This is a genomic window from Streptomyces sp. NPDC056527, assembly GCF_042794475.1.
Classification (GTDB): domain Bacteria; phylum Actinomycetota; class Actinomycetes; order Streptomycetales; family Streptomycetaceae; genus Streptomyces.
The window spans coordinates 1-17,725 of the sequence record NZ_JBHTTQ010000033.1; the positions used below are offsets into that span (position 1 = coordinate 1).

26 protein-coding genes are annotated in these 17,725 nt (G+C 68.6%); 16 read left to right on the forward strand and 10 right to left on the reverse strand.

Annotated features, from left to right (window positions below; all coding sequences use genetic code 11):
* Nucleotides 1–49 precede the first annotated feature (49 nt).
* Both ACFQ7Q_RS17975 and ACFQ7Q_RS17980 read right to left on the reverse strand, forming a co-directional pair.
* Complete coding sequence (locus ACFQ7Q_RS17975) at nucleotides 50–814, reverse strand: hypothetical protein (protein WP_383555845.1); 765 nt, start codon at nucleotides 812–814, stop codon at nucleotides 50–52.
* 146 nt (nucleotides 815–960) lie between these two features.
* Nucleotides 961–1,590, reverse strand: a complete 630-nt coding sequence (locus ACFQ7Q_RS17980) for a hypothetical protein (RefSeq protein ID WP_383555848.1) — start codon at nucleotides 1,588–1,590, stop codon at nucleotides 961–963.
* Nucleotides 1,591–1,832: 242 nt separating this feature from the next.
* On the opposite strand from ACFQ7Q_RS17980, the gene ACFQ7Q_RS17985 reads away from it, so the two are divergent.
* Nucleotides 1,833–2,177, forward strand: a complete 345-nt coding sequence (locus ACFQ7Q_RS17985) for a YkvA family protein (RefSeq protein WP_383555851.1) — start codon at nucleotides 1,833–1,835, stop codon at nucleotides 2,175–2,177.
* Between the two features lie 82 nt (nucleotides 2,178–2,259).
* Here the strand turns inward: ACFQ7Q_RS17985 and ACFQ7Q_RS17990 are convergent, their stop codons facing one another.
* Together ACFQ7Q_RS17990 and ACFQ7Q_RS17995 are read right to left on the reverse strand one after the other, a co-directional pair.
* Entirely contained in the window at nucleotides 2,260–2,754 is a 495-nt protein-coding gene (locus ACFQ7Q_RS17990; RefSeq protein ID WP_383555854.1) for a flavin reductase family protein, read from the reverse strand.
* A 190-nt stretch (nucleotides 2,755–2,944) separates the two neighbouring features.
* On the reverse strand, nucleotides 2,945–4,024 hold the full coding sequence (locus ACFQ7Q_RS17995) for a PP2C family protein-serine/threonine phosphatase (protein ID WP_383555857.1): 1,080 nt from the start codon (nucleotides 4,022–4,024) through the stop codon (nucleotides 2,945–2,947).
* 443 nt (nucleotides 4,025–4,467) lie between these two features.
* Here ACFQ7Q_RS17995 and ACFQ7Q_RS18000 point away from each other — a divergent pair, with 443 nt between their 5' ends.
* Both ACFQ7Q_RS18000 and ACFQ7Q_RS18005 read left to right on the forward strand, forming a co-directional pair.
* Nucleotides 4,468–4,623, forward strand: a complete 156-nt coding sequence (locus ACFQ7Q_RS18000) for a DUF6131 family protein (RefSeq protein ID WP_383555860.1) — start codon at nucleotides 4,468–4,470, stop codon at nucleotides 4,621–4,623.
* 130 nt (nucleotides 4,624–4,753) lie between these two features.
* The gene (locus ACFQ7Q_RS18005) at nucleotides 4,754–4,990 is read left to right on the forward strand and encodes a hypothetical protein (RefSeq protein ID WP_383555862.1); all 237 of its coding nucleotides are present in this window, start codon (nucleotides 4,754–4,756) and stop codon (nucleotides 4,988–4,990) included.
* Nucleotides 4,991–5,099: 109 nt separating this feature from the next.
* On the opposite strand, the gene ACFQ7Q_RS18010 is transcribed toward ACFQ7Q_RS18005, so the two are convergent.
* Nucleotides 5,100–6,164 carry an AI-2E family transporter gene (locus ACFQ7Q_RS18010; RefSeq protein WP_383555865.1) on the reverse strand — a complete coding sequence of 355 codons (1,065 nt, stop codon included), beginning with the start codon at nucleotides 6,162–6,164 and terminating at the stop codon, nucleotides 5,100–5,102.
* Nucleotides 6,165–6,680: 516 nt separating this feature from the next.
* On the opposite strand from ACFQ7Q_RS18010, the gene ACFQ7Q_RS18015 reads away from it, so the two are divergent.
* From ACFQ7Q_RS18015 to ACFQ7Q_RS18030, 4 genes are all read left to right on the forward strand, one after another.
* The gene (locus ACFQ7Q_RS18015; RefSeq protein ID WP_383555868.1) at nucleotides 6,681–6,854 is read left to right on the forward strand and encodes a hypothetical protein; all 174 of its coding nucleotides are present in this window, start codon (nucleotides 6,681–6,683) and stop codon (nucleotides 6,852–6,854) included.
* A gap of 227 nt (nucleotides 6,855–7,081) precedes the next feature.
* Nucleotides 7,082–8,047 carry an LLM class F420-dependent oxidoreductase gene (locus ACFQ7Q_RS18020; protein WP_383555870.1) on the forward strand — a complete coding sequence of 322 codons (966 nt, stop codon included), beginning with the start codon at nucleotides 7,082–7,084 and terminating at the stop codon, nucleotides 8,045–8,047.
* A gap of 15 nt (nucleotides 8,048–8,062) precedes the next feature.
* The gene (locus ACFQ7Q_RS18025; RefSeq protein ID WP_383555874.1) at nucleotides 8,063–8,731 is read left to right on the forward strand and encodes an HAD family hydrolase; all 669 of its coding nucleotides are present in this window, start codon (nucleotides 8,063–8,065) and stop codon (nucleotides 8,729–8,731) included.
* A 199-nt stretch (nucleotides 8,732–8,930) separates the two neighbouring features.
* Complete coding sequence (locus ACFQ7Q_RS18030; protein ID WP_383555877.1) at nucleotides 8,931–9,104, forward strand: CsbD family protein; 174 nt, start codon at nucleotides 8,931–8,933, stop codon at nucleotides 9,102–9,104.
* 102 nt (nucleotides 9,105–9,206) lie between these two features.
* Here ACFQ7Q_RS18030 and ACFQ7Q_RS18035 read toward each other — a convergent pair whose 3' ends face one another.
* A complete protein-coding gene (locus ACFQ7Q_RS18035) occupies nucleotides 9,207–10,307 on the reverse strand; it encodes an SRPBCC family protein (protein WP_383555880.1) in 1,101 nt (366 codons plus the stop codon).
* 3 nt (nucleotides 10,308–10,310) lie between these two features.
* On the reverse strand, nucleotides 10,311–11,333 hold the full coding sequence (locus ACFQ7Q_RS18040; RefSeq protein ID WP_383555882.1) for a histone H1-like repetitive region-containing protein: 1,023 nt from the start codon (nucleotides 11,331–11,333) through the stop codon (nucleotides 10,311–10,313).
* A gap of 217 nt (nucleotides 11,334–11,550) precedes the next feature.
* On the opposite strand from ACFQ7Q_RS18040, the gene ACFQ7Q_RS18045 reads away from it, so the two are divergent.
* Genes ACFQ7Q_RS18045 through ACFQ7Q_RS18080 form a run of 8 tightly spaced genes read left to right on the forward strand, consistent with a single transcriptional unit; the run spans nucleotide 11,551 to nucleotide 15,361 of the window.
* Nucleotides 11,551–11,925 carry a gas vesicle protein gene (locus ACFQ7Q_RS18045; RefSeq protein ID WP_383555885.1) on the forward strand — a complete coding sequence of 125 codons (375 nt, stop codon included), beginning with the start codon at nucleotides 11,551–11,553 and terminating at the stop codon, nucleotides 11,923–11,925.
* Nucleotides 11,926–11,962: 37 nt separating this feature from the next.
* On the forward strand, nucleotides 11,963–12,433 hold the full coding sequence (locus tag ACFQ7Q_RS18050; RefSeq protein ID WP_383555888.1) for a gas vesicle structural protein GvpA: 471 nt from the start codon (nucleotides 11,963–11,965) through the stop codon (nucleotides 12,431–12,433).
* A gap of 3 nt (nucleotides 12,434–12,436) precedes the next feature.
* Nucleotides 12,437–13,156 carry a GvpL/GvpF family gas vesicle protein gene (locus tag ACFQ7Q_RS18055; RefSeq protein ID WP_383555890.1) on the forward strand — a complete coding sequence of 240 codons (720 nt, stop codon included), beginning with the start codon at nucleotides 12,437–12,439 and terminating at the stop codon, nucleotides 13,154–13,156.
* A 31-nt stretch (nucleotides 13,157–13,187) separates the two neighbouring features.
* Complete coding sequence (locus ACFQ7Q_RS18060) at nucleotides 13,188–13,436, forward strand: gas vesicle protein GvpG (RefSeq protein ID WP_383555893.1); 249 nt, start codon at nucleotides 13,188–13,190, stop codon at nucleotides 13,434–13,436.
* A gap of 21 nt (nucleotides 13,437–13,457) precedes the next feature.
* Nucleotides 13,458–13,880 carry a gas vesicle protein gene (locus ACFQ7Q_RS18065; RefSeq protein ID WP_383555896.1) on the forward strand — a complete coding sequence of 141 codons (423 nt, stop codon included), beginning with the start codon at nucleotides 13,458–13,460 and terminating at the stop codon, nucleotides 13,878–13,880.
* A 26-nt stretch (nucleotides 13,881–13,906) separates the two neighbouring features.
* A complete protein-coding gene (locus tag ACFQ7Q_RS18070) occupies nucleotides 13,907–14,749 on the forward strand; it encodes a GvpL/GvpF family gas vesicle protein (RefSeq protein ID WP_383555900.1) in 843 nt (280 codons plus the stop codon).
* Nucleotides 14,746–14,967: a gas vesicle protein GvpJ gene (gene gvpJ / locus ACFQ7Q_RS18075; protein ID WP_383555903.1), complete on the forward strand. Its 222-nt coding sequence runs from the start codon at nucleotides 14,746–14,748 to the stop codon at nucleotides 14,965–14,967. The genes ACFQ7Q_RS18070 and gvpJ overlap by 4 nt, the downstream gene beginning before the upstream one ends.
* Nucleotides 14,957–15,361: a gas vesicle protein K gene (locus ACFQ7Q_RS18080; RefSeq protein ID WP_383555906.1), complete on the forward strand. Its 405-nt coding sequence runs from the start codon at nucleotides 14,957–14,959 to the stop codon at nucleotides 15,359–15,361. Before gvpJ ends, ACFQ7Q_RS18080 begins: the two co-directional genes overlap by 11 nt.
* Nucleotides 15,362–15,434: 73 nt before the next feature.
* On the opposite strand, the gene ACFQ7Q_RS18085 is transcribed toward ACFQ7Q_RS18080, so the two are convergent.
* The 3 genes from ACFQ7Q_RS18085 to ACFQ7Q_RS18095 are packed head-to-tail and all read right to left on the reverse strand — an operon-like array spanning nucleotide 15,435 to nucleotide 16,115.
* Complete coding sequence (locus ACFQ7Q_RS18085) at nucleotides 15,435–15,704, reverse strand: GlsB/YeaQ/YmgE family stress response membrane protein (RefSeq protein ID WP_383555909.1); 270 nt, start codon at nucleotides 15,702–15,704, stop codon at nucleotides 15,435–15,437.
* 49 nt (nucleotides 15,705–15,753) lie between these two features.
* Nucleotides 15,754–15,927 carry a hypothetical protein gene (locus ACFQ7Q_RS18090; RefSeq protein ID WP_383555911.1) on the reverse strand — a complete coding sequence of 58 codons (174 nt, stop codon included), beginning with the start codon at nucleotides 15,925–15,927 and terminating at the stop codon, nucleotides 15,754–15,756.
* Between the two features lie 29 nt (nucleotides 15,928–15,956).
* On the reverse strand, nucleotides 15,957–16,115 hold the full coding sequence (locus ACFQ7Q_RS18095; RefSeq protein WP_383555913.1) for a hydrophobic protein: 159 nt from the start codon (nucleotides 16,113–16,115) through the stop codon (nucleotides 15,957–15,959).
* A 271-nt stretch (nucleotides 16,116–16,386) separates the two neighbouring features.
* Here ACFQ7Q_RS18095 and ACFQ7Q_RS18100 point away from each other — a divergent pair, with 271 nt between their 5' ends.
* Nucleotides 16,387–17,571 (forward strand): zinc-dependent alcohol dehydrogenase, encoded by a 1,185-nt coding sequence (locus ACFQ7Q_RS18100; protein WP_383555915.1) that lies wholly within the window; start codon nucleotides 16,387–16,389, stop codon nucleotides 17,569–17,571.
* Nucleotides 17,572–17,725 lie beyond the last annotated feature (154 nt).

Consider the following 17,725-nt stretch of genomic DNA (forward strand, 5'->3'; position numbering starts at 1 on the left):
CCCCCTGGGGTCCAGGGGGCTTCCATGCGCCGCGTGGGTGGTACCCGGGTCACGCCCGGAGCAGCCGTTCCGTCACCTCACGGTAGGTCCGCAGGGTGAGCCGGAGCTGCTCTGTGTCGGGGCCCGGCCCATCGGGATCGCCGTTCTCCTGCCAGCCCGCCCGCAGCGCGGTGCGGCGGTCCCTCAGGGAGGCGATGAGCTCGTGCTCCACCGCGGCGAGGACCTCGGCCGCCTCGGCGACCGAGTCGTGGGGCGAGTCGACGAACCCTGCGAGCGCGTGGTGCAGGCGCTGTCCGAGGCGGTCGCGTTCGCCGTCGCCGAGCAGCTGTCCGGCCGGACCTCCCTCGCCGTCGGCGGCGGGCCCGTGTCCCGTACGGGACGCGGAGCCGCCCACTCCACTGACGTCGTGATCACCACGGTCGCCGTGGTCCGGACCGCGGCCGTCGCCGGAGGCGTGGCGGTCGCCCGACCGGTCCGTCGTGTCCCGTCCGCGCGGCGCGGCGGGGGGCGCGGCGGAAGCGTTTGTGCGGCTCCCTCCGCTCCAGCCCGTGGCGCTGGGGTCTTCGGACGGGACGGCGGACTGCGGCGCCTGCGACAGCGGCATCGCCGGAGGCGGGGTGGGCGGCGGAGGCGGGACGGGCGGGGGCGCGCTGACCGGCGGTGCGGTGGGTGGTGTCGCCGGACGGCCGGTGCGCTGGGCGGGCACGGCCGGGGCAGGAGTGTCCTGGTGCGCCGGTCCGTCGGCACGCTGGGCGGGCACGGCCGGGGCAGGAGTGTCCTGGTGCGCCGGTCCGTCGGCACGCTGGGCGGGCACGGCCGCGGAAGGGGTTCCCCCGCTCCCGCGGGGCGCCGGTCGTCCGGCGCCGCCCGCCGCGCCCGGGGTCCTCGCGGGCGTGGACTCACGCCGCGCGTCTCCGTCGGCCCCTCCTGCCGTTCGATGGTCCCGGTCGTCGCGATCCATCACGCGCCACTTCCCTTCGGCTTGAGGAGATGGCCGCGGTTGCGACCGGACTCCGAGCGTGTCCGGGCGGCCCCGGTGCCGGTCGGATCCCCGGCCGCCGTCAGGTCCTCGAACAGGGCACGTGCCTGAACCAACGACTCCCGCAACTCCTCGGTGGAGGCGGACTCGGAGTGCACCGCACGACGTACCGTGCGCAGGCCCTCCACGTGGTGCGGATGGTGCACCGACAGTGCGGCGAGCTGTTCCTCGCCCCGATCGGGATCCGGGAAGCCCCGGGTCGCGGCGATCCGCGTGAGGAGCTCGTCGGCGTCGGCGACGGCTTGGCGCGGCACGTCGACGAAGCGCTCCTGGAGCATGGTCCACTGAGCGGCGTAGTGCTCGCGGATCGCCGGCTCCAGCGGCAGAGGGCGGATGCCGCCGTGCCGCTCGACGCGCTCGCGCAGGTCCTGGTGGGCGGACTCGCTGTCGCCGCCGTGCCGTTCGAGGGTGCGTTCGTACTCGGGGCCGAAGCGTCGCTTGAGGGAGCGCGTGCCGCTGCCCGTGCCCGTTCGGGCCCGGAGCAGGACACCGGCCACCAGTAGCGCGGCGACCGTCGCCGCGATGATGAGAACTGCGGTCAGGGTCGACATGGCTGCCTTCCTGGATGGTGTCTCCTGGCTGGCTGTTCGTCACTGCTTGCTGGGCGCCTGTCGGTTCGGCTTGCCGCTTATCGGGCGGCCAAACCCGACGCACGCCGGTGTCGCCCGTGCGGCGGGCGGGGAGACCCCCGCCGGAAACGGCCGATGTCGCCGGACAGCGGGCCTGGCGTCGTAGCCTTGAACCTCCGCGTACGACAGGCGCGGCGGGGACGTTACGGGGGTAGGAGACGAGCATGGACGACAGCGCCCTCTGGCTCATCGTGGCCGTGGTTCTCGTGCTCGTGGTGGCGGGATTCGCGGCCGTTCTGCTCGTACGTGTCTTCCAGGCTCGCAGGCTCCTGGTGGACGCCGGTGTCCCGTTGCAGCACAAGGCCCTGTTCTGGGCGGCGGTGGTGTACACGGTCTCACCGATCGACCTGATCCCGGACCCGGTCTACCTGGACGACATCGGCGTACTCCTGGTCGCCCTGCGGGCGCTTCACGCGGCGGCAGCCGGGAGCGGGGCGGACACCAAGAGACTGCCGGCGGACCCGGAAGCCTCGACCGGCCGTCCGGCGAGAGTCCCGCCGCCTCAGTGACGGCTGGTTTCCGGCAGCGGCCCGCGGACCACGATCAGGAAGAGCGACGACGAACCGACGGCCGCGAGACAGTGATCCGGTCTCAGGCCGGATGACCGGGCGAGAAGTGGCTGACGTCGCTGAGGCTCAGGAGGTCGGTCCGGTCGGCTGCCAGGGGCGCGGGGCCTTCGGCGACCGGGGCGAGCAGGAAGCCGACGTGGTCTCCACCGTCCCACCGGGTCTCCACCCGGCCGACGAACCAGGCGCAGGCGTCGGAGAGTACGGGTACGCCGCCATGCCCGGGCGTCCAGGCCACGCGGGCGAGTTTGTCGATCTCGTCGCCGGTCTCCTCGCCGAACAGCCGCGCGGTCTCCATCCGCGCACGGCTCAGAACGTGCACCGCCAGGTGGGAGGAGCGGCAAGCCACGCCATAGGTGTGGTTCTTCCGGGACAGCCACACGGTGAAGCGCGCCGGGTGGATCGAGCACTGCGAAGCGAACCCCACGAGGCACCCAGCGCGCTCGCCGTCAGCGGCCACAGCCGTCACCACGTACATGGGAGGATCGAGCGCCTCCGTGAAGGCATCCAGACCCGACATGAGCGGCTCCCCTTTCACGGGACTCCGTCACCACCGCCTGCGGCCGGCACCCGGCGACGCGTCCTCTCCCGGCCTCTCAAGATCCCACCCGTGTCCCGGAGTGCGATGTGAGGCACACCGGGTCTCACGACGGTGACCGACGAGACCGGACGCGCCGACAGTCCGGCGGGCGGTCCGGATCGGTCCGGTCTCAGTGTGTGGGGTGCCATTCCGCGAGGAGGATGGTGGCGTCGTCGTTGAGGTGATGATTCTGGTGCGTCATGAGGTTCTCGATCAGACGGCGAAGGGCTTCGGGTGCCGGCTCGCCTGCCGCCATGGAGCGGATGATCGTATCGGCGAGGCGGGTTTCGCCGAACAGCTGCTTGTCGGTGGAACGTGCTTCGGTGACACCGTCGCTGTAGAGGAGGACACGGTCGCCCGGTTCCAGCCGCGTACGGTACTGGGCCGGGGGCACCTCGGTGTGGAATCCGAAGCCGAGGGGAAGCTGCGCGGGTCTTTCCAGAGCACCGGTCCGCACGTGACCTCCACGGATCAACAGGGGTGCGGGGTGACCACAGTTGACCCAGGTGAGCTCCCCCTGCCGGGTGTCGAGTTCGGCGATGATCCCGGTCATGAGGCGGTTCGGGATCCACTGGCCCAGCGTGCTGTCGATGGTTCTGGCGATGTCCGCCAAGGTGCCGCCGGAGCGTCGGGTGGATCGGCAGGCTGCCAGGCCGACCGCGCTCGCGCCGCCGGCGGCGAGGTCGTGGCCCATGGCGTCCAGGAGTGCCAGGTGCAGGCGCCCGTTGGCGAAGCCGTGGTCGAAGACGTCGCCGCCGATGTCGTAAGCCGGCTCCAGCACGGCGGTCGACGTGGCCTCTCTGGTCCCGATCGTCCTCGGTGGCAGGAACGCCCATAGCAGTTCGGCCTGGAGCGTCATGGGGCGGCTTCGACCTCGTGCGATGAGTTGGTCGTTGTGGGTGGTCTTGGAGATGACCAGCAGCGTGGCCAGGCTTGCCAGAGCCTTGCAGGCGTCCAGCCAGCCGGGATCCACTCCGGGGCCCGCTTCCATGACTCCGACGCGCTCGATCCCGTCGATCATCGGCAGCCAGGCGGTGGTGCCGTCGCTGCCCAACTGAACCCGCTGCGTGCGGTAGGCCAGGCCGGCCAGTGAGTTGTCGATGGCGAGTCTGTCGCCCTCGTCCAATGCCGAGGAATCCGACAGCGGGCCCGCGCTGTCCCGGAGTGGGAGCACCACCAGCCCCGCCTGCTGCACGTCGGCCACGTACACGCGCGCCCGTGTCGCCCCCAGGCGCCGCGCGGCCTCATCGATCAGGACGGGCAGTTCACCGGCGGACGCGTCGTGTGATCGCTCCAGCACCCACGCCAGAACGGGACCCATCCCACTCCCCGTCGGTTCGTCAGCTTTCACCGCAGGACTGCTCCATCGCAGCGACAGTTCACAGAAACGCCCTCGGTTCGGACGGCTACGGACACGACCATCTTCGTCACCGGTCAGGGCTGAGGCATCCCGACACGTCGAGCATCGGCCGAGGCGCTGGTCCGACGCCCGCGCGACGCGGCCGTGGCGGGTCCGAAGTCGGCATGACACATACAACAACGGGATACGGGCAGTCGCTGCTTACGAGCGGAGGGTTCTGGACTTCGCCTCTCCGCCGTCTGCTCGTGGCCCTCGCCACGAGTCCAGCCCCCATCGAGAGACCGAGGCACGCCATGATTCTTGTCGGACTCATACTGCTCATCATCGGATTCCTCACCGGCATCTCCATCCTCTGGACCATCGGGGTCGTCCTGCTCGTCGTCGGCGCCGTCCTGTGGATCCTCGGATCCGTCGGACACGCGGTCGGAGGCCGACGCCACTACTGGTGATCCGACCCGAGCGGGCCCGACCCCTGCCACCTTCATCGGGTCCACGTGGCCGTACCGGGCGAGGGCGGCGGCAAGCCGCTCAGGGCGATCCTGACCACGCGAGCCGAACCCGCCGAGGACGTTCCGCAGGATGCCCGCCGACCATGGCGATGCCGCCCACCGTCCGCACCGAACCGCAACACCGAGGCGGCCTCCCCCACGGGGCGATGCGTGGCCCGACGTCCGGGACACGATCCTCAGCTCCGACATCCTCATCCTGTCGACCTCGATCTGGCGCGGCCTTCCCTCCAGCGTCGCCCAGCATGCGCTGGAGCGCCCGGACGCGGAACTCGGCGAGACCGACGATCTGGGCCGGATGCTCACGTAGAAGGCCGCCCCCACGAAGACACTCGCCGCCGGCGCCGCTCCCCTCGCCCGCCGCCGCGAGTACGCCGCGTACCCGCCCTCCCGACTCCGCCGTTCGAGCTGTCTCGCGTTCACTGGTCGGAGCCCTCCTCGGTGTCCGCCTCCTGCTCCCCGGCCGGGGCCGCTTGGGAGGGCGTCGCGGCCGCCACGCTCCCGGCGGGATGGGCGCGGAGGTATCCGACCACGGTGTTGCCCACGGCGACGAGCGGGACCGCCACCACGGCCCCGCCGATACCCGCGACGATGCCGCCGGTGGCGACGGCCAGGACGACCGCGAGCGGGTGGACCCGCACAGCCCGGCCCAGGATGAAGGGCTGCAGCACGTGTCCTTCGATCTGCTGCACCAGCAGGACGACCATCAGTGCCATCAGCGCCGTGAAGACGCCCTCGGTGACGAGCGCGACGACGACGGCAAGTGCTCCGGAGACCACCGCGCCGACGAGGGGCACGAAGGAGGACAGGAAGATCACCACGCCGATGGGAACGGCGAGCGGCACACCGAGGAAGTAGATGCCCACGCCGATGAAGACCGCGTCGATCAAGGCGACGATCATGGTGCCTCGTACATACGCGGTGAGGGTCCGCCAGGCGCGCGGGCCCGCGCCGGCGACACCGGGGCGTGCCGCGGCGGGCACCAGCTTGAGCGACCACAGCCAGATGCGTTTGCCGTCGTACAGCAGGAACAGGGTGGCGAACATGGCCAGCAGGAGCCCGGTGATCACCTCCACCAACACCGTCACGCCTTGGAGGCCGGCGGACGTGATCTCACTCGTGCTGTTGCCGATCGTGTCGCTCAGACTTTCGGCGATGTCGTTGATCTGCTTCTCCGTGACGTGGAGCGGGCTGTCGAGCAACCATCGTTTGAGTTCGTCGATGCCCTCCTGAACGCGTTCGGAGAGGTTCCCGAGATTGTCGAGCACCTGCCAGACGACGAACCATCCGACCAGCCCGAGCAGCACGAATCCGCATGTCGCCGTCAACGCTGTCGCCGCACCACGAGAGATTCCGTGTCGGTGCAGCCGGGCGACCGTCGGCTGGAGCAGCGCGGTGACCAGAAGGGCGACCACGAAGGCGAGCACGACCAGCCGTACCGCGCCGATGACCCGCATCAGCACCCAGACGGTGGCAGCGAGCACCAGGAACCGCCAACCGGCCTCCGCGGCCACCCGAACGGCCCAGGGCACCGAGGCCGCGGCGCTCGGCGGTCTCGTCCCGTCACCGCGTCGCAGTTCCGGAGGAAGCGAGTCGTCCCAGGCTCCGTCGTCCTCGGCTTCCCGTTGGGCCCGGAGCCGTGCCCGACGCTCGCCGAAGGCGGAGGCACTTCGCTGCGCACGTCCGAGCCATCCGCGCGGGCCGGGCTGTCGAGGGCGGTCCACTCCGGAGAACCTCCGAGTCGTCTGTGCAGAAGTGCTCCCCCCCAGGCTGGCGCGTACTCCGCCGACCGGCACGTCGGGCGCCTGACAGCGGGGCATCCGGCCCTCCGACGTCGATTCCACAAAGGGCCCGCCGCCCGAGATCCAGCTTCGTGATCAGCCCGGCCGGGTGCCGGTGAGAAGGCTGGACCCTCCCCATGACGGGCGGCGACGGAATGTCCGGTTCCACATCTGGGGGGCGGGTAGGAGGATGAGGGAGTTGCGCACGAGAGGACCGACATGAGTGCCAGCGAGAAGGCCAAGGCGAAGGCCGAGCAAGTGGCCGGCAAGGCCGTGAGGAAAACGGCCGGCGCTCGGGGCGACAAGACCACAGCCGCCAAGGGTGCCGCTCTGGAGAGTCGCGGCAAGGCCCGAGAGGCCAAGGAGAAGGCAAAGGACATCTTCAAGGGCTGACCACCACTGTCAACCCGCGACAAGGTCCGTCCTTCCCGTCACCCGCCGTCCCATGCGACCGCGGGTGACGGCCGCGCAGTCAGTGACGCTGGTCCATCCGTGGCACCACCGCCGCGGCATACGGGCCCGGGCCCGCGACGGGTTACGTCGCATCCCGGAGCCAGCCGGACGCCTGGGTGCGGCGCAGGGAGGGTTTCGCTGCGGCGCATTACGGCAAGACGCGCCATATGGTACGAATCGGCTACACCATGATGACCGAACAAGCCGGTCCTCTGGAGCTGGTCTCGCATGTCGTCGGAGCAGAGCGCGCGGGCTTCGACTTCTCCGTCATCTCCGACCACTCGTTCCCTTGGCTCGACTCTCAGGGCCACGCGCCGTACGCGTGGAGCGTTCTGGGCGCCGCGGCACAGGCGACCTCGCGGATCCCTCTGATGACGTTCGTGACCTGCCCGACCTTCCGCTACCACCCCGCGGTGATCGCGCAGAAGGCCGCGACCATGCAGTTGCTGTGCGACGGCCGCTTCCGCCTCGGCCTCGGCTCGGGCGAGAACCTCAACGAACACATCGTCGGGCCCGGCTGGCCCGCCGCCCACGTCCGCCTGGAGATGCTGGAGGAGGCCGTGGGCATCATTCGCGGGCTCTTCGACGACGGGTACGTCACTCATCACGGCACGCATTTCGACGTGGAGAACGCCAAGCTCTGGGACCTTCCCGCTACACCGCCCCCGATCGGCATCGCCGTCTCCGGAGAGCAGTCCTGCGAGCTGGCGGGCCGCCACGCGGACGTACTGATCGCCACCGAGCCCGAGGCCGACCTGCTGAGCGCGTACGCGACGCACGGTGGCGCCGGCAAGCCGTGCATCGGGCAGCTCCCGGTCTGCTACGACCCCGACCGGGCCGCGGCGGTGACTCGGGCGCACGAGCAGTTCCGATGGGCGCTGGGCGGCTGGGAGGTCAATGCCGAACTGCCCGGCCCTGCGGGCTTCGCCGCAGCCACGGCACACACGCGTCCCGACGACGTCGCCGAGGCGATTCCGTGCGGCGACGATGTGAACGCCTTCGTCGAGGCCGTGCACCCTTACGTCGACGCCGGGTTCACCGAGGTCGCCCTGGTCCAGATCGGGGGCGACCACCAAGCGTCGTTCCTGGACTGGGCGGAGACGAAGTTGCTGCCCGCCCTCCGGGACCTGTGAGGCGAGGGAGTCGAGATGAGCCGCGCAGCGTTGTTCGATGTCGATGGCACTCTCGCGGACACCAACCATCTGCATGTGACGGCGTGGTGGGAGGGCCTGCGCCAGGCGGGACACTCCGTTCCGATGCACGCCATCCATCGTGCCGTCGGTCTGCCCGGCGAGGATCTGCTCGATCACCTCCTGGGTGAGGGCCGTGATCGTACGGAGGACGATCGCCTGAGCGCTGCGCACGACACCCTGTACGCCACGTACTTCGACAGGCTTCCCGCGTTCGACTCGGCCTCCGAACTGCTTCGGGTTCTGGCACGCGAGGGCTGGACGGTCGTGCTCGTCACCTCTGCCAAGGACAACGAACTCCGAGCTCTGCGCCGTGCGATCGACGCCGACGACGCGATCTCGGACACGGCCACCGCAGATGACGTGGAGGACGGCAAACCCGCGCCCGAACCCGTGCAACGCGCCTTGGAGTCGGCGCAGGTGCCGCCTGAGCGCGCGGTGTTCGTCGGCGACACGGTGTGGGACATGAAGGCCGCCACGGCGGCCGGTGTGACCTGCGTGGGATTGCTGTGCGGCGGCATCCCCCGCCATGACCTGGAAGAAGCCGGCGCCGCCGCCGTCTACCGAGATCCCGTCGAGCTCTTGCGGCAACTCGATGAGAGTCCCTTCTCGTCGGTGACGGCCTGAGCACTCTCCGAGGATCGTGATCGATGGACACGGTACGCGTCCGTGCCCGTACCGAACGTCTCCAGGCACCGAACGTCCCAGCGCCCGCCGAGGAACCACATTCGCCTCATTGCCGGGTCGGCGCGTACTCATTCTCATCCGGGGTACACGCCGGGGTGCTTTCACAGCCCACACAGCTCGATGTCTGGAGATGAGAGGAATGGGCGCAGGAAAGAAGGCCAAGAACATCGCCAAGACCACCAAGGGCAAGGCGAAAGAGACCACGGGAAAGGCCACCGGAAACGAGAGTCTGGAGATGAAGGGGCGGGCCGAGCAGGTGGCGGGTGACGCCAAGCAGACCGCCCAGAAGGCGAAGGACACGCTCAAGCACTGACGCGGCTTTGCGACCGCACAAGCCGGGGGCCGAGGGGAGAAGACTTCTCCCGCCGGCCCCCGGCTTGGGATGTTCCTCGGCGCGAACTCACGCGGACGCGACCTAGCGGCGGCCTCGGCGCTTGCGGGCAGGGGTGGCTTCTTCGTCTTCCTCGTCCTCTTCTACACTCTCTTCCTCCTCTTCGCCGCCCTCCCCCTCCTCATCCTCGAGTTCCTCGTCCTCGGGCTGCTCGTCCTCGGGCTGCTCGTCGGCGTCGTACTCCGAGTCGTCATCCTCGTACTCGTCGGTTTCCTCTTCGCCGCCTTCTTCGGCTTCTTCTTCTCCGTCGTCGCCTTCGTCGGCGTACTCGGACTCCTGGTCGCCCTGCTCCTCCTCTTCCTCCTCCAGAGCGTCTTCGTGAGTCTGGACGACCTCGCCGTCCCGGATCTCCCCACGCCAGCCTTCCGGTTCCTCGGTGGTGAGGGTGACGTAGCGGACGAAGTTCTTGATGTCCAGGCGCAGGCGCCTGCCCTGGGCCCGCCATATGTTGCCCGTCTTCTCGAAGAATCCGGCCGGGTGGTACTCGACGACGACGACGATCCGGGTCAGTGACGGGGCGAGCTCGTGGAAGCTGACGGAGCCGCGGGTGGATCCCTTGGCTCCTTCTGAGGTCCACACGATGCGATCGTCGGGAATCTGTTCCTGGACGGTGGCCTTCCAGCTCCGGCTGGACGGCCCCACCTTGAGCTTCCAGTCGCTGGTCGTCTCGTCATCGCGGGACACGTCGCGCACGCCCTTGGTGAAGCCGCTGAAGTTCTCGTACTGCGTCCAGTGGTCGTAGACCGTGCGGAGCGGCAGTCCGACATCGGCGACCTCGAACATGTTGACGACCTTGCCGCCACCGCCCTTGCGGCCCTTGCCCTTGCCGAAGACTTGGGAGGCGGCGTCGGTCACCTTGTCCTTGACCTTCCCGAGAGACTGGCCCGCAATGGCTTTCAGCGGCGAATCGCCTTGGAGGAGGCGTGAGCCGATTCCGCCGACGTCGGAGAGCTTGCCCCCGTTCTCCGCCACGTCGTAGAGCTGATCGGTGAGGTCTCCGAGCTTGTCGGATGCCTTGTCCGCCAGTCGGTCCGCCTGTGCGGCGAAGTATTCGGGCAGTTCCTTGAGCAGTTGATCCAAACCCGCGCTGGATTCCTGTGCGCGGTCGCGGTCTGACCTTGCCATGACCTACCTCCGCGCAGACGTCTTGCGGGCCGCCGTCTTCTTGGCAGCTGCCTTACGTGGTGAGCTGCTTCCTGCGCTCTTCTTGGCCGGCGCTCTCTTGGCCGGCGCCTTCTTGGCAGGCGCTCTCTTGGCCGGTGCCTTCTTGGCAGGCGCCTTCTTGGCAGGCGCTCTCTTGGCTGGCGCCTTCTTGGCGGTCGCCTTCTTAGCGGTTGTCTTCTTGGCGGCCGTCTTCTTGGCGGCCGTCTTGCGTGCGGTGGCTTGGCCCGAGGTCTTCCTCGGCGACGCCCCGGCCTTCTTCTCCGTGGTCCTCGAGGCAGCACTCTTCTTCGCGGGAGTGGCCTTCGCTGCGGGCTTTCTACTGGTCGCCTTCTTGGCTGCCGGCTTCTTCGCTGCCGACTTCTTGGCTGCTGTCTTCTTCGCAGGAGCAGCCCGCTTGGAACCGGCGCTGCTTCGAGCGGTGGAGCGAGTCCGCCGCCGCGGTGGAGGATGTTCCTCCGGCTCCTCTTCTTCCTCCTCCCCCTCCTCTTCCTCGCCCTCCTCCTCGGACGCCTCCTCTTCCTCGCCCTCCTCCTCGGACGCCTCCTCTTCCTCGCCCTCCTCCTCGGGCGCCTCTTCTTCCTCCTCTTCCTCCTCCTCTTCTTCCTCCTCGTCCTCGTACGGTTCCTCTTCCTCGTCCGCTTCTTCCTCCTCCTCGTCCTCCCGATCAGAACTGCCGCGCGTGAGTTCCAGCGTGCGATCATGCAGGGAATCCGCGAGCTGAGCGAGCTTGCGATTCGCCGCCACGCCGAGGGCCTCCCGGCCTGCGTCGAGGGCTTCACCACGCAGCTGATCGCCGAGGTCGGCGAACTGCGGCATCTCCTTCAGCCGGGAAACGCCTTCCCTCATCAGCTGTGCGGGTTCCAGCCCGAAACGACGACCGGCGAGATAGGTCGCCATGGTGAAAGCGAGGCGGCCCTTTTTTGCTCGGCCGAGCACATAACCCCCAGCCACCGCGGCTGCGAGCGCGATCTTTGTCGTGTCCTGCATGATCATCCCCTTTACCTGGGCGCTGGCGGACGCTCTTCGATGGCGCTCTCGGACGGCGAATCGCGGGTCATGGCTTCGCGCTGGGAACAGTCCGGCTGGGGCAGCCATCGGCACCTTCTGCGCCACTACAAGTGGCCTCTGCCCGCACGGCAAGACTTATGCCTGTATTTAGTGACATTCTAGTTTCTATGAGGCCGTCTCCCCAGGGGAGTGACTTATGGCCGCAGCAGAACCTGCACGCCCGCGGCGCGCGTCGTCGCGCTCCGGCGGCAAGGATGAGGACAAGGACAGGCAACCGTCCCGGCGAGCTGCCTCCAGGCGACGCTCCGGAGTGGCCAACGCGGCCTCGGCGATGCGTTCAGCAGGCGAGCAGCTGGCCCAACTCCTGGGCCGGGCACCCGATTCCGTCTCCTCCCTCAAGCCGACCGATGACGGCTGGGAAGCGCAGGTAGAGGTGCTGGAGCTGGAGCGGATCCCGGATACCACCAGCGTGATGGCCAGCTACCGAGTCGCTCTGAACGAGGAGGGCGAGCTCATCTCCTACGAACGTACCCGCCGCTACACCCGCGGCATGATTGACCGGCCGTCGTAGGGGCAGCCGCTCAGCATCCCGCGAGGAAGGAGGCGCCATGACCATGGTGCCGCAAGGCGGCAGCAACATCAGCAGAGTGGGGGGCGGGAGCCCCAGCAGCCTCTACGACGTACTCGAGCTCATTCTCGACCGGGGCCTGGTCATCGACGTCTTCGTCCGTGTCTCATTGGTGGGCATCGAGATCATCAAGATCGACGCCCGCATCGTCGTGGCCAGCGTCGACACGTACCTGCGCTTCGCCGAGGCATGCAACCGCCTCGACCTCGAAGCCGGCCGCAAGGCACCGGCCCAGCTGCCGGAGGTCGTGGAGAACATGCAGGAAGGCGGTGCCCGAGGAAAGTCCAAGGGCGCGCTGACCGGAGCCGTCGAAGCCGTGACCGAGTCTCTGACGGGCAAATCCTCCAAGTCCGAGGAGCCGGATGAGGAAGAGGAGGAAGAAGAGGAAGAAGAGGCCGCCCCCAGACGGCGACGCCCGGCCCGGCGCACGGCACGCCGGGAGAAGGAGTGACCGATGGCGCTCTACGTGTACGCGATCACCTCCGGGGCCCATCCCCACCGCATCGACGACATGAACGGCGTGGGCTCGGACCCCTCACCTCTGCGCACAGTCACCACCGGCACGCTCTGCGCAGTCGTGAGCGACATCTCCGAGGAGATCCGGCCCAAGCGCCGCGATCTCATGGTGCACAAGGAGGTCCAGGAGCGCCTGATGGCGGACGGTGTCGTCCTCCCTCTGCAGTTCGGCTACGTCGCCTCCGACGAACTCACCATCCAGCAGGCTCTGGAGCAGAACGCCGACACCTACCTCACCGCTCTGCGGCGCCTGGAGGGCTGCGTCGAGTATCACGTGCGAGCCTCGCAGGAAGACGAGGATCCATTGCTGCACCAGATCCTCGAGGACCTGCCCGAGGCGAGGGCGCTCAACGAACGCATACGTGCCGGTGACCAGGACCCGCAGGTACCCCTCGCTCTGGGGGAGCTGGTGGCGCGCGAGGTCCAGGCACGGCAAGAGAGCCTGGCCGCCGGCCTGATCGAGGCACTCGTGCCCTTCGCGCGTGACCATGTCACCCGCCCGGTCTCCGCCCGCGACATTCTCAACCTCTCACTCCTGGTGCCCGACGAGAAGGAGGACGACTTCCTCAAGACCCAGGCACGTCTCGGCGCCCAGCTCGGTGGCGGCGTGGACCTTCGATGCACCGGTCCCCTGCCCCCCTACAGCTTCGCGCAGTGACCACATCCACCCATCCGAAGGGAGAAGGTCGATGGGACTGCTGACGTCCCTCCTGACGCTTCCGGTCGCACCTGTGCGCGGCGTCGTATGGGTCGCCCAGCAGGTCGCCGACAAGGCCGAGGAGGAGTACTACGACCCCGCCCCCGTCTGGCGCGAACTTGCCGACCTGGAGCGGCGGCTGGTGAATGGTGAGATCGACCAGGAGTCGTTCGATCGTCGGGAGGACGAGCTGGTCGACCGACTCGACGAGATCGCAGCGTTCCGGCAGCAGCTACGGTGACCCGGAAGCGAGGCCGTAATCGTGACCGAACCCCTGCCCGGCCGACTCGGCGAGTTCCCGTCCCGTGCCGCCCCCGTGCCGTACGGATCGAGTTCCTCGTCCAGTCTCGCCGACATCCTCGAGCGGGTGCTGGACAAGGGCATCGTCATCGCCGGCGACATCCGCATCAACCTGCTCGACATCGAGCTGCTGACGATCAAACTCCGCATCCTGGTCGCCTCCGTGGACAAGGCCAAGGAGATGGGCATCGACTGGTGGGAGCACGACCCCTCACTGTCCTCCCGGCACACCGGCAGCCCGCTGGAACAGGAGAACCGCCGTCTGCGCGCCGAGTTGGAGGCACTCCGCCGAGATCAGATCGGGGAGCGGGAGTCCGAGGAGCCGTCCACCGATGAAGGACCCCCCGGCGAACCGGATGGACCGACACGAGGGCACCCGCAGTGAACGCGCCGCAAGACACCCTTACTTACGTGTACGCCGTTGCTCGGCAGACTGAGTCCCTGCGCGAGGCGCTCACACACATCCGTGGCATCGGCAAGGCGCCCGTCCGTCTCCTGAGCGATCCCTCCGCGTCCTCCGATACCTCCGACGCCGATCCGGCTCCTCTCGCATTCGTCATCAGCGCGGTGCCCCATCGCGACTTCAACGAGGCTGCCCTCAAGAATCACTTCGAGGATCTCCAGTGGCTGGAGAGTGTCGCCCGCGCCCACCACGACGTCGTCCAGGCCGTCGGCGAACACGCCACGGTCCTGCCCCTGCGCATGGCGACCGTCTATCAGGACGACCACAGGGCACGCCAAGCCCTCGGCACACAGCACCACACGTTCGCCGAGCGACTGACCCAGCTCGCGGCCCACACCGAATTCGGCGTCAAGATCTACCTCCCCGCGCCGGCCTCCGAGCCCGACACACAGGCCCCTGCCGGCTCCGACCGGGCCGCGGTGCCCGCAACGACACCGGGTAAGGCGTATCTGCAGCGCCGCAGGGCCCAGCACCATGCCCGCGAAGCGGTCTACCGACAGGCGCAGGACGCCGCCGAGGCCATCGAGGCCCTAGCCGCCCGCCACGCCTCGCAGCGCGTGCGCCACGCACCGCAGCGCGGCAGTCTGGCGGGCGCCCAGGAGAACGTCCTCAACGACGCGTATCTCATTCCCGACGAGCGGACCGACCAGTTCCGGGCCGCCATCGCACGCGCTGCGCAGGACTTCCCCGAGATCCGTATCGAGGTCACCGGCCCTTGGGCACCGTACTCGTTCGCCATGGCACCACCCGAGACCCCAGCGCCGGCCGAAGGCTCCGAGCGGGCGCCATGACTCTCGCAGGTCGCAACGAACCGCTGCCCGGCCGCCAGGTCGCGCTGGTCGACCTCCTCGACCGGCTGCTCAGCGGCGGAGTCGTCGTGGTCGGCGACATCGTCCTGTCCATCGCCGACATCGACCTCGTCCGCATATCGCTGCGTGCCCTCATCGTGTCCGTCGAGTCCGACACAGAGCCCTTCAGGGCGCAGGAGGGCGGTCGACGTGACACCTGAGCACCGCCCACGGCAGCGTCGCCCTTCATCGGGCCTTGACGACGTCCGCGACACCATGTCGCAGGCCTTCCGGCTCGTCCAGGCGCCGCCCGCTGCGCAGGGCGAGCCGGCGCGCCCCGCGCGCCGCATCCACGCCGACCGGGAAACCGTCGAAGAGGATCTCCTCAAACTCGTCCTCACCCTCGTCGAACTCCTTCGCCAGCTCATCGAACGCCAGGCCATGCGGCGGGTGGACGCCGGCGGTCTCACCGACGAGCAGGAGGAGGAGCTCGGAGCCACGCTGCTGGCCCTCCATGACAGCCTCGCCGACCTGTGCGCCGAACACGGCTACTCGCTGGAGGACCTCAACCTCGACCTCGGACCACTGGGGCCCCTGCTCCCGCCCAGGGACTGAGACTCACCGCCGAAGGCGGCGATCCCGGGATTGAGGGTCACCGCCGAAGGTGGCGATCGGAGCACCGGCCTCGTCAGTGACGATGTCTCGCACCGGCCACGAGCCGATAGAGGGCCAGGAGGATGAGAGAACCGACAATCGCGGCGATCCATGTGGAGAGCTCGAAGAAGCCGTCGATGGAATCCACCCCGAAGATGACCTTGCCGAGCCATCCGCCCAGCAGTCCCCCCGCGATGCCGATGAGGATCGTCAAAATGACGCCCCCGGGATCCCGGCCCGGCATCAGCATTTTCGCGATGATGCCGGCGAGCAGTCCCACCAGAATCCAGCCGATGATACTCATGGAGAGCCTCTTCTCTTCTCCACGCAGAAACCTGTCTGCAGTCGGCAGATCATTGCCCCAAGGCGTCCTTCCCCTTCTCCTTCACCTGCCTGGCTTTGCCACGGGACTCCAGAGCTGCTCCCTTGGCCGCGGTGGTCTCGTTGCCCATGGCATGCGCTGCCTTCTTCACGGCTCTGCCGACGACCTGCTCGGCCGTGGCCTTCAACTTTTCGCCGGTGCTCATTTCTTGGTCCCTTCTCGCCAGAGGGTCTCTCACCACCGGTACCAGCGTTGGCCGGAGTCGGCACGGAGGAAGAAGCCGAGCAGCCACAGCACCAGAACCGCTATGGCGATGTACCAAAGCACGTGAGCCGTGAAGCCGATCCCGAACAGGACGAGGATCACGAGTAGCACGAGGAGAAGCGGGATCATGGTGACCTCCACACGAACCCCCCTGTGAACACTTCCGCTCGCTACTGCCCGTTCACCGGTCAACCATGCATCCCACCTGCTCATTCGAGTCCGTCCCGGCGCCGAGCAGTGGCCACGCCCTCGCCCCCGCCGTGAGAACCGGCTCACTCTGCGCTCGGCACGGAGAGCGGGTCGCGGGCAGCAGATGCCCTCCTCGGTGGCGAATAGCCATGAAGGGTTAGGGGAAGCCGCTGTTCGTCTCTTCCCGCACCTCTAGCTAGGAGGCAGAGCCATGCGCGCACTGACCTGGCAAGGCGCCCGGGATGTCCGTGTGGAATCCGTTCCCGACCCGCGAGTGGAGCAACCGACGGACATCATCGTCAAGGTCACGTCCAGCGGGATCTGCGGCTCCGACCTGCACCTCTACACCGTGATGGGGCCGTATCTCGAGGCCGGCGACATCCTGGGACACGAGGCCATGGGCTTCGTGGAGGAGGTGGGGCCGGAGGTGTCCGCAGTGCGTCACGGCGACCGGGTCGTCGTTCCGTTCAACGTCTCCTGCGGACGGTGCTTCATGTGCGACCAGGGACTCCAGTCCCAGTGCGAGACCACGCAGGTCACTGCGTACGGCAAGGGCGCGGCGCTCTTCGGCTACACCAAGCTGTACGGACAGGTCCCCGGTGGGCAGGCCGAGTACCTGCGGGTGCCGTTCGGCGACACCCTGCCCGTGAAGGTCCCCAAGGGGCCACCCGACGAACGTTTCGTCTACTTGTCCGACGTGCTGCCCACGGCCTGGCAGGCCGTGGAGTACGCGGACATCCCGCCCGGGGGCTCCGTCACCGTGCTGGGTCTCGGACCGATCGGGCAGATGGCCGCCAGGATCGCCCTGTACCGAGGCGCGCAACTGGTGCTGGGAGTCGACCTGGTCGAGGCCCGGCTGGAACGCGCGCGCACGCACGGCATCCATGTCCTGGACCTGAACGAGCACGGCAAGCACCTGGGCGCCGTGATCAGGCAGCTGACCGACGGACGGGGCACCGATTCCGTGATCGACGCCGTGGGCATGGAGGCTCACGGGACCCGGCTCACCGCGGCGGCGCAGAGGGCCACGGCGATGCTTCCCGGCGCACTGGCCAGGCCGTTGATGGAGCACGCCGGCATGGACCGACTCGACGCCCTCCACACCGCGATCGACGTCGTACGGCGCGGCGGCACGGTCTCTGTGTCGGGCGTCTACGGCGGGGCGATCGATCCGATGCCCCTGCTCACGATGTTCGACAAGCAGATCCAGCTGCGGATGGGCCAGGCGAACGTACGGTCCTGGGTGGATGACATCCTCCCGCTGCTGGCCGATTCGGACCCGCTCGGCGTGGAGGGCTTCGCCACCCACACGATGCCGCTGGAACAGGCCCCACGGGCCTACGCGATGTTCCAGGCCAAGGAGAACGGCATGATCAAGACTCTCCTCAAGCCCTGACTGAGCGGGATCAGCCCCAGAGGCTGAAGCGAGCGCCAACAGCCCGGCCAGTGCTGACCGGTGGCCGGTGGCCGGTGCAGACGACTCCCCGCCCGAGCCCGGTGCGGACGACTCCCCGCCCGGGGAACCCCGAGCGGGGGTGTGCGCGGTGAAG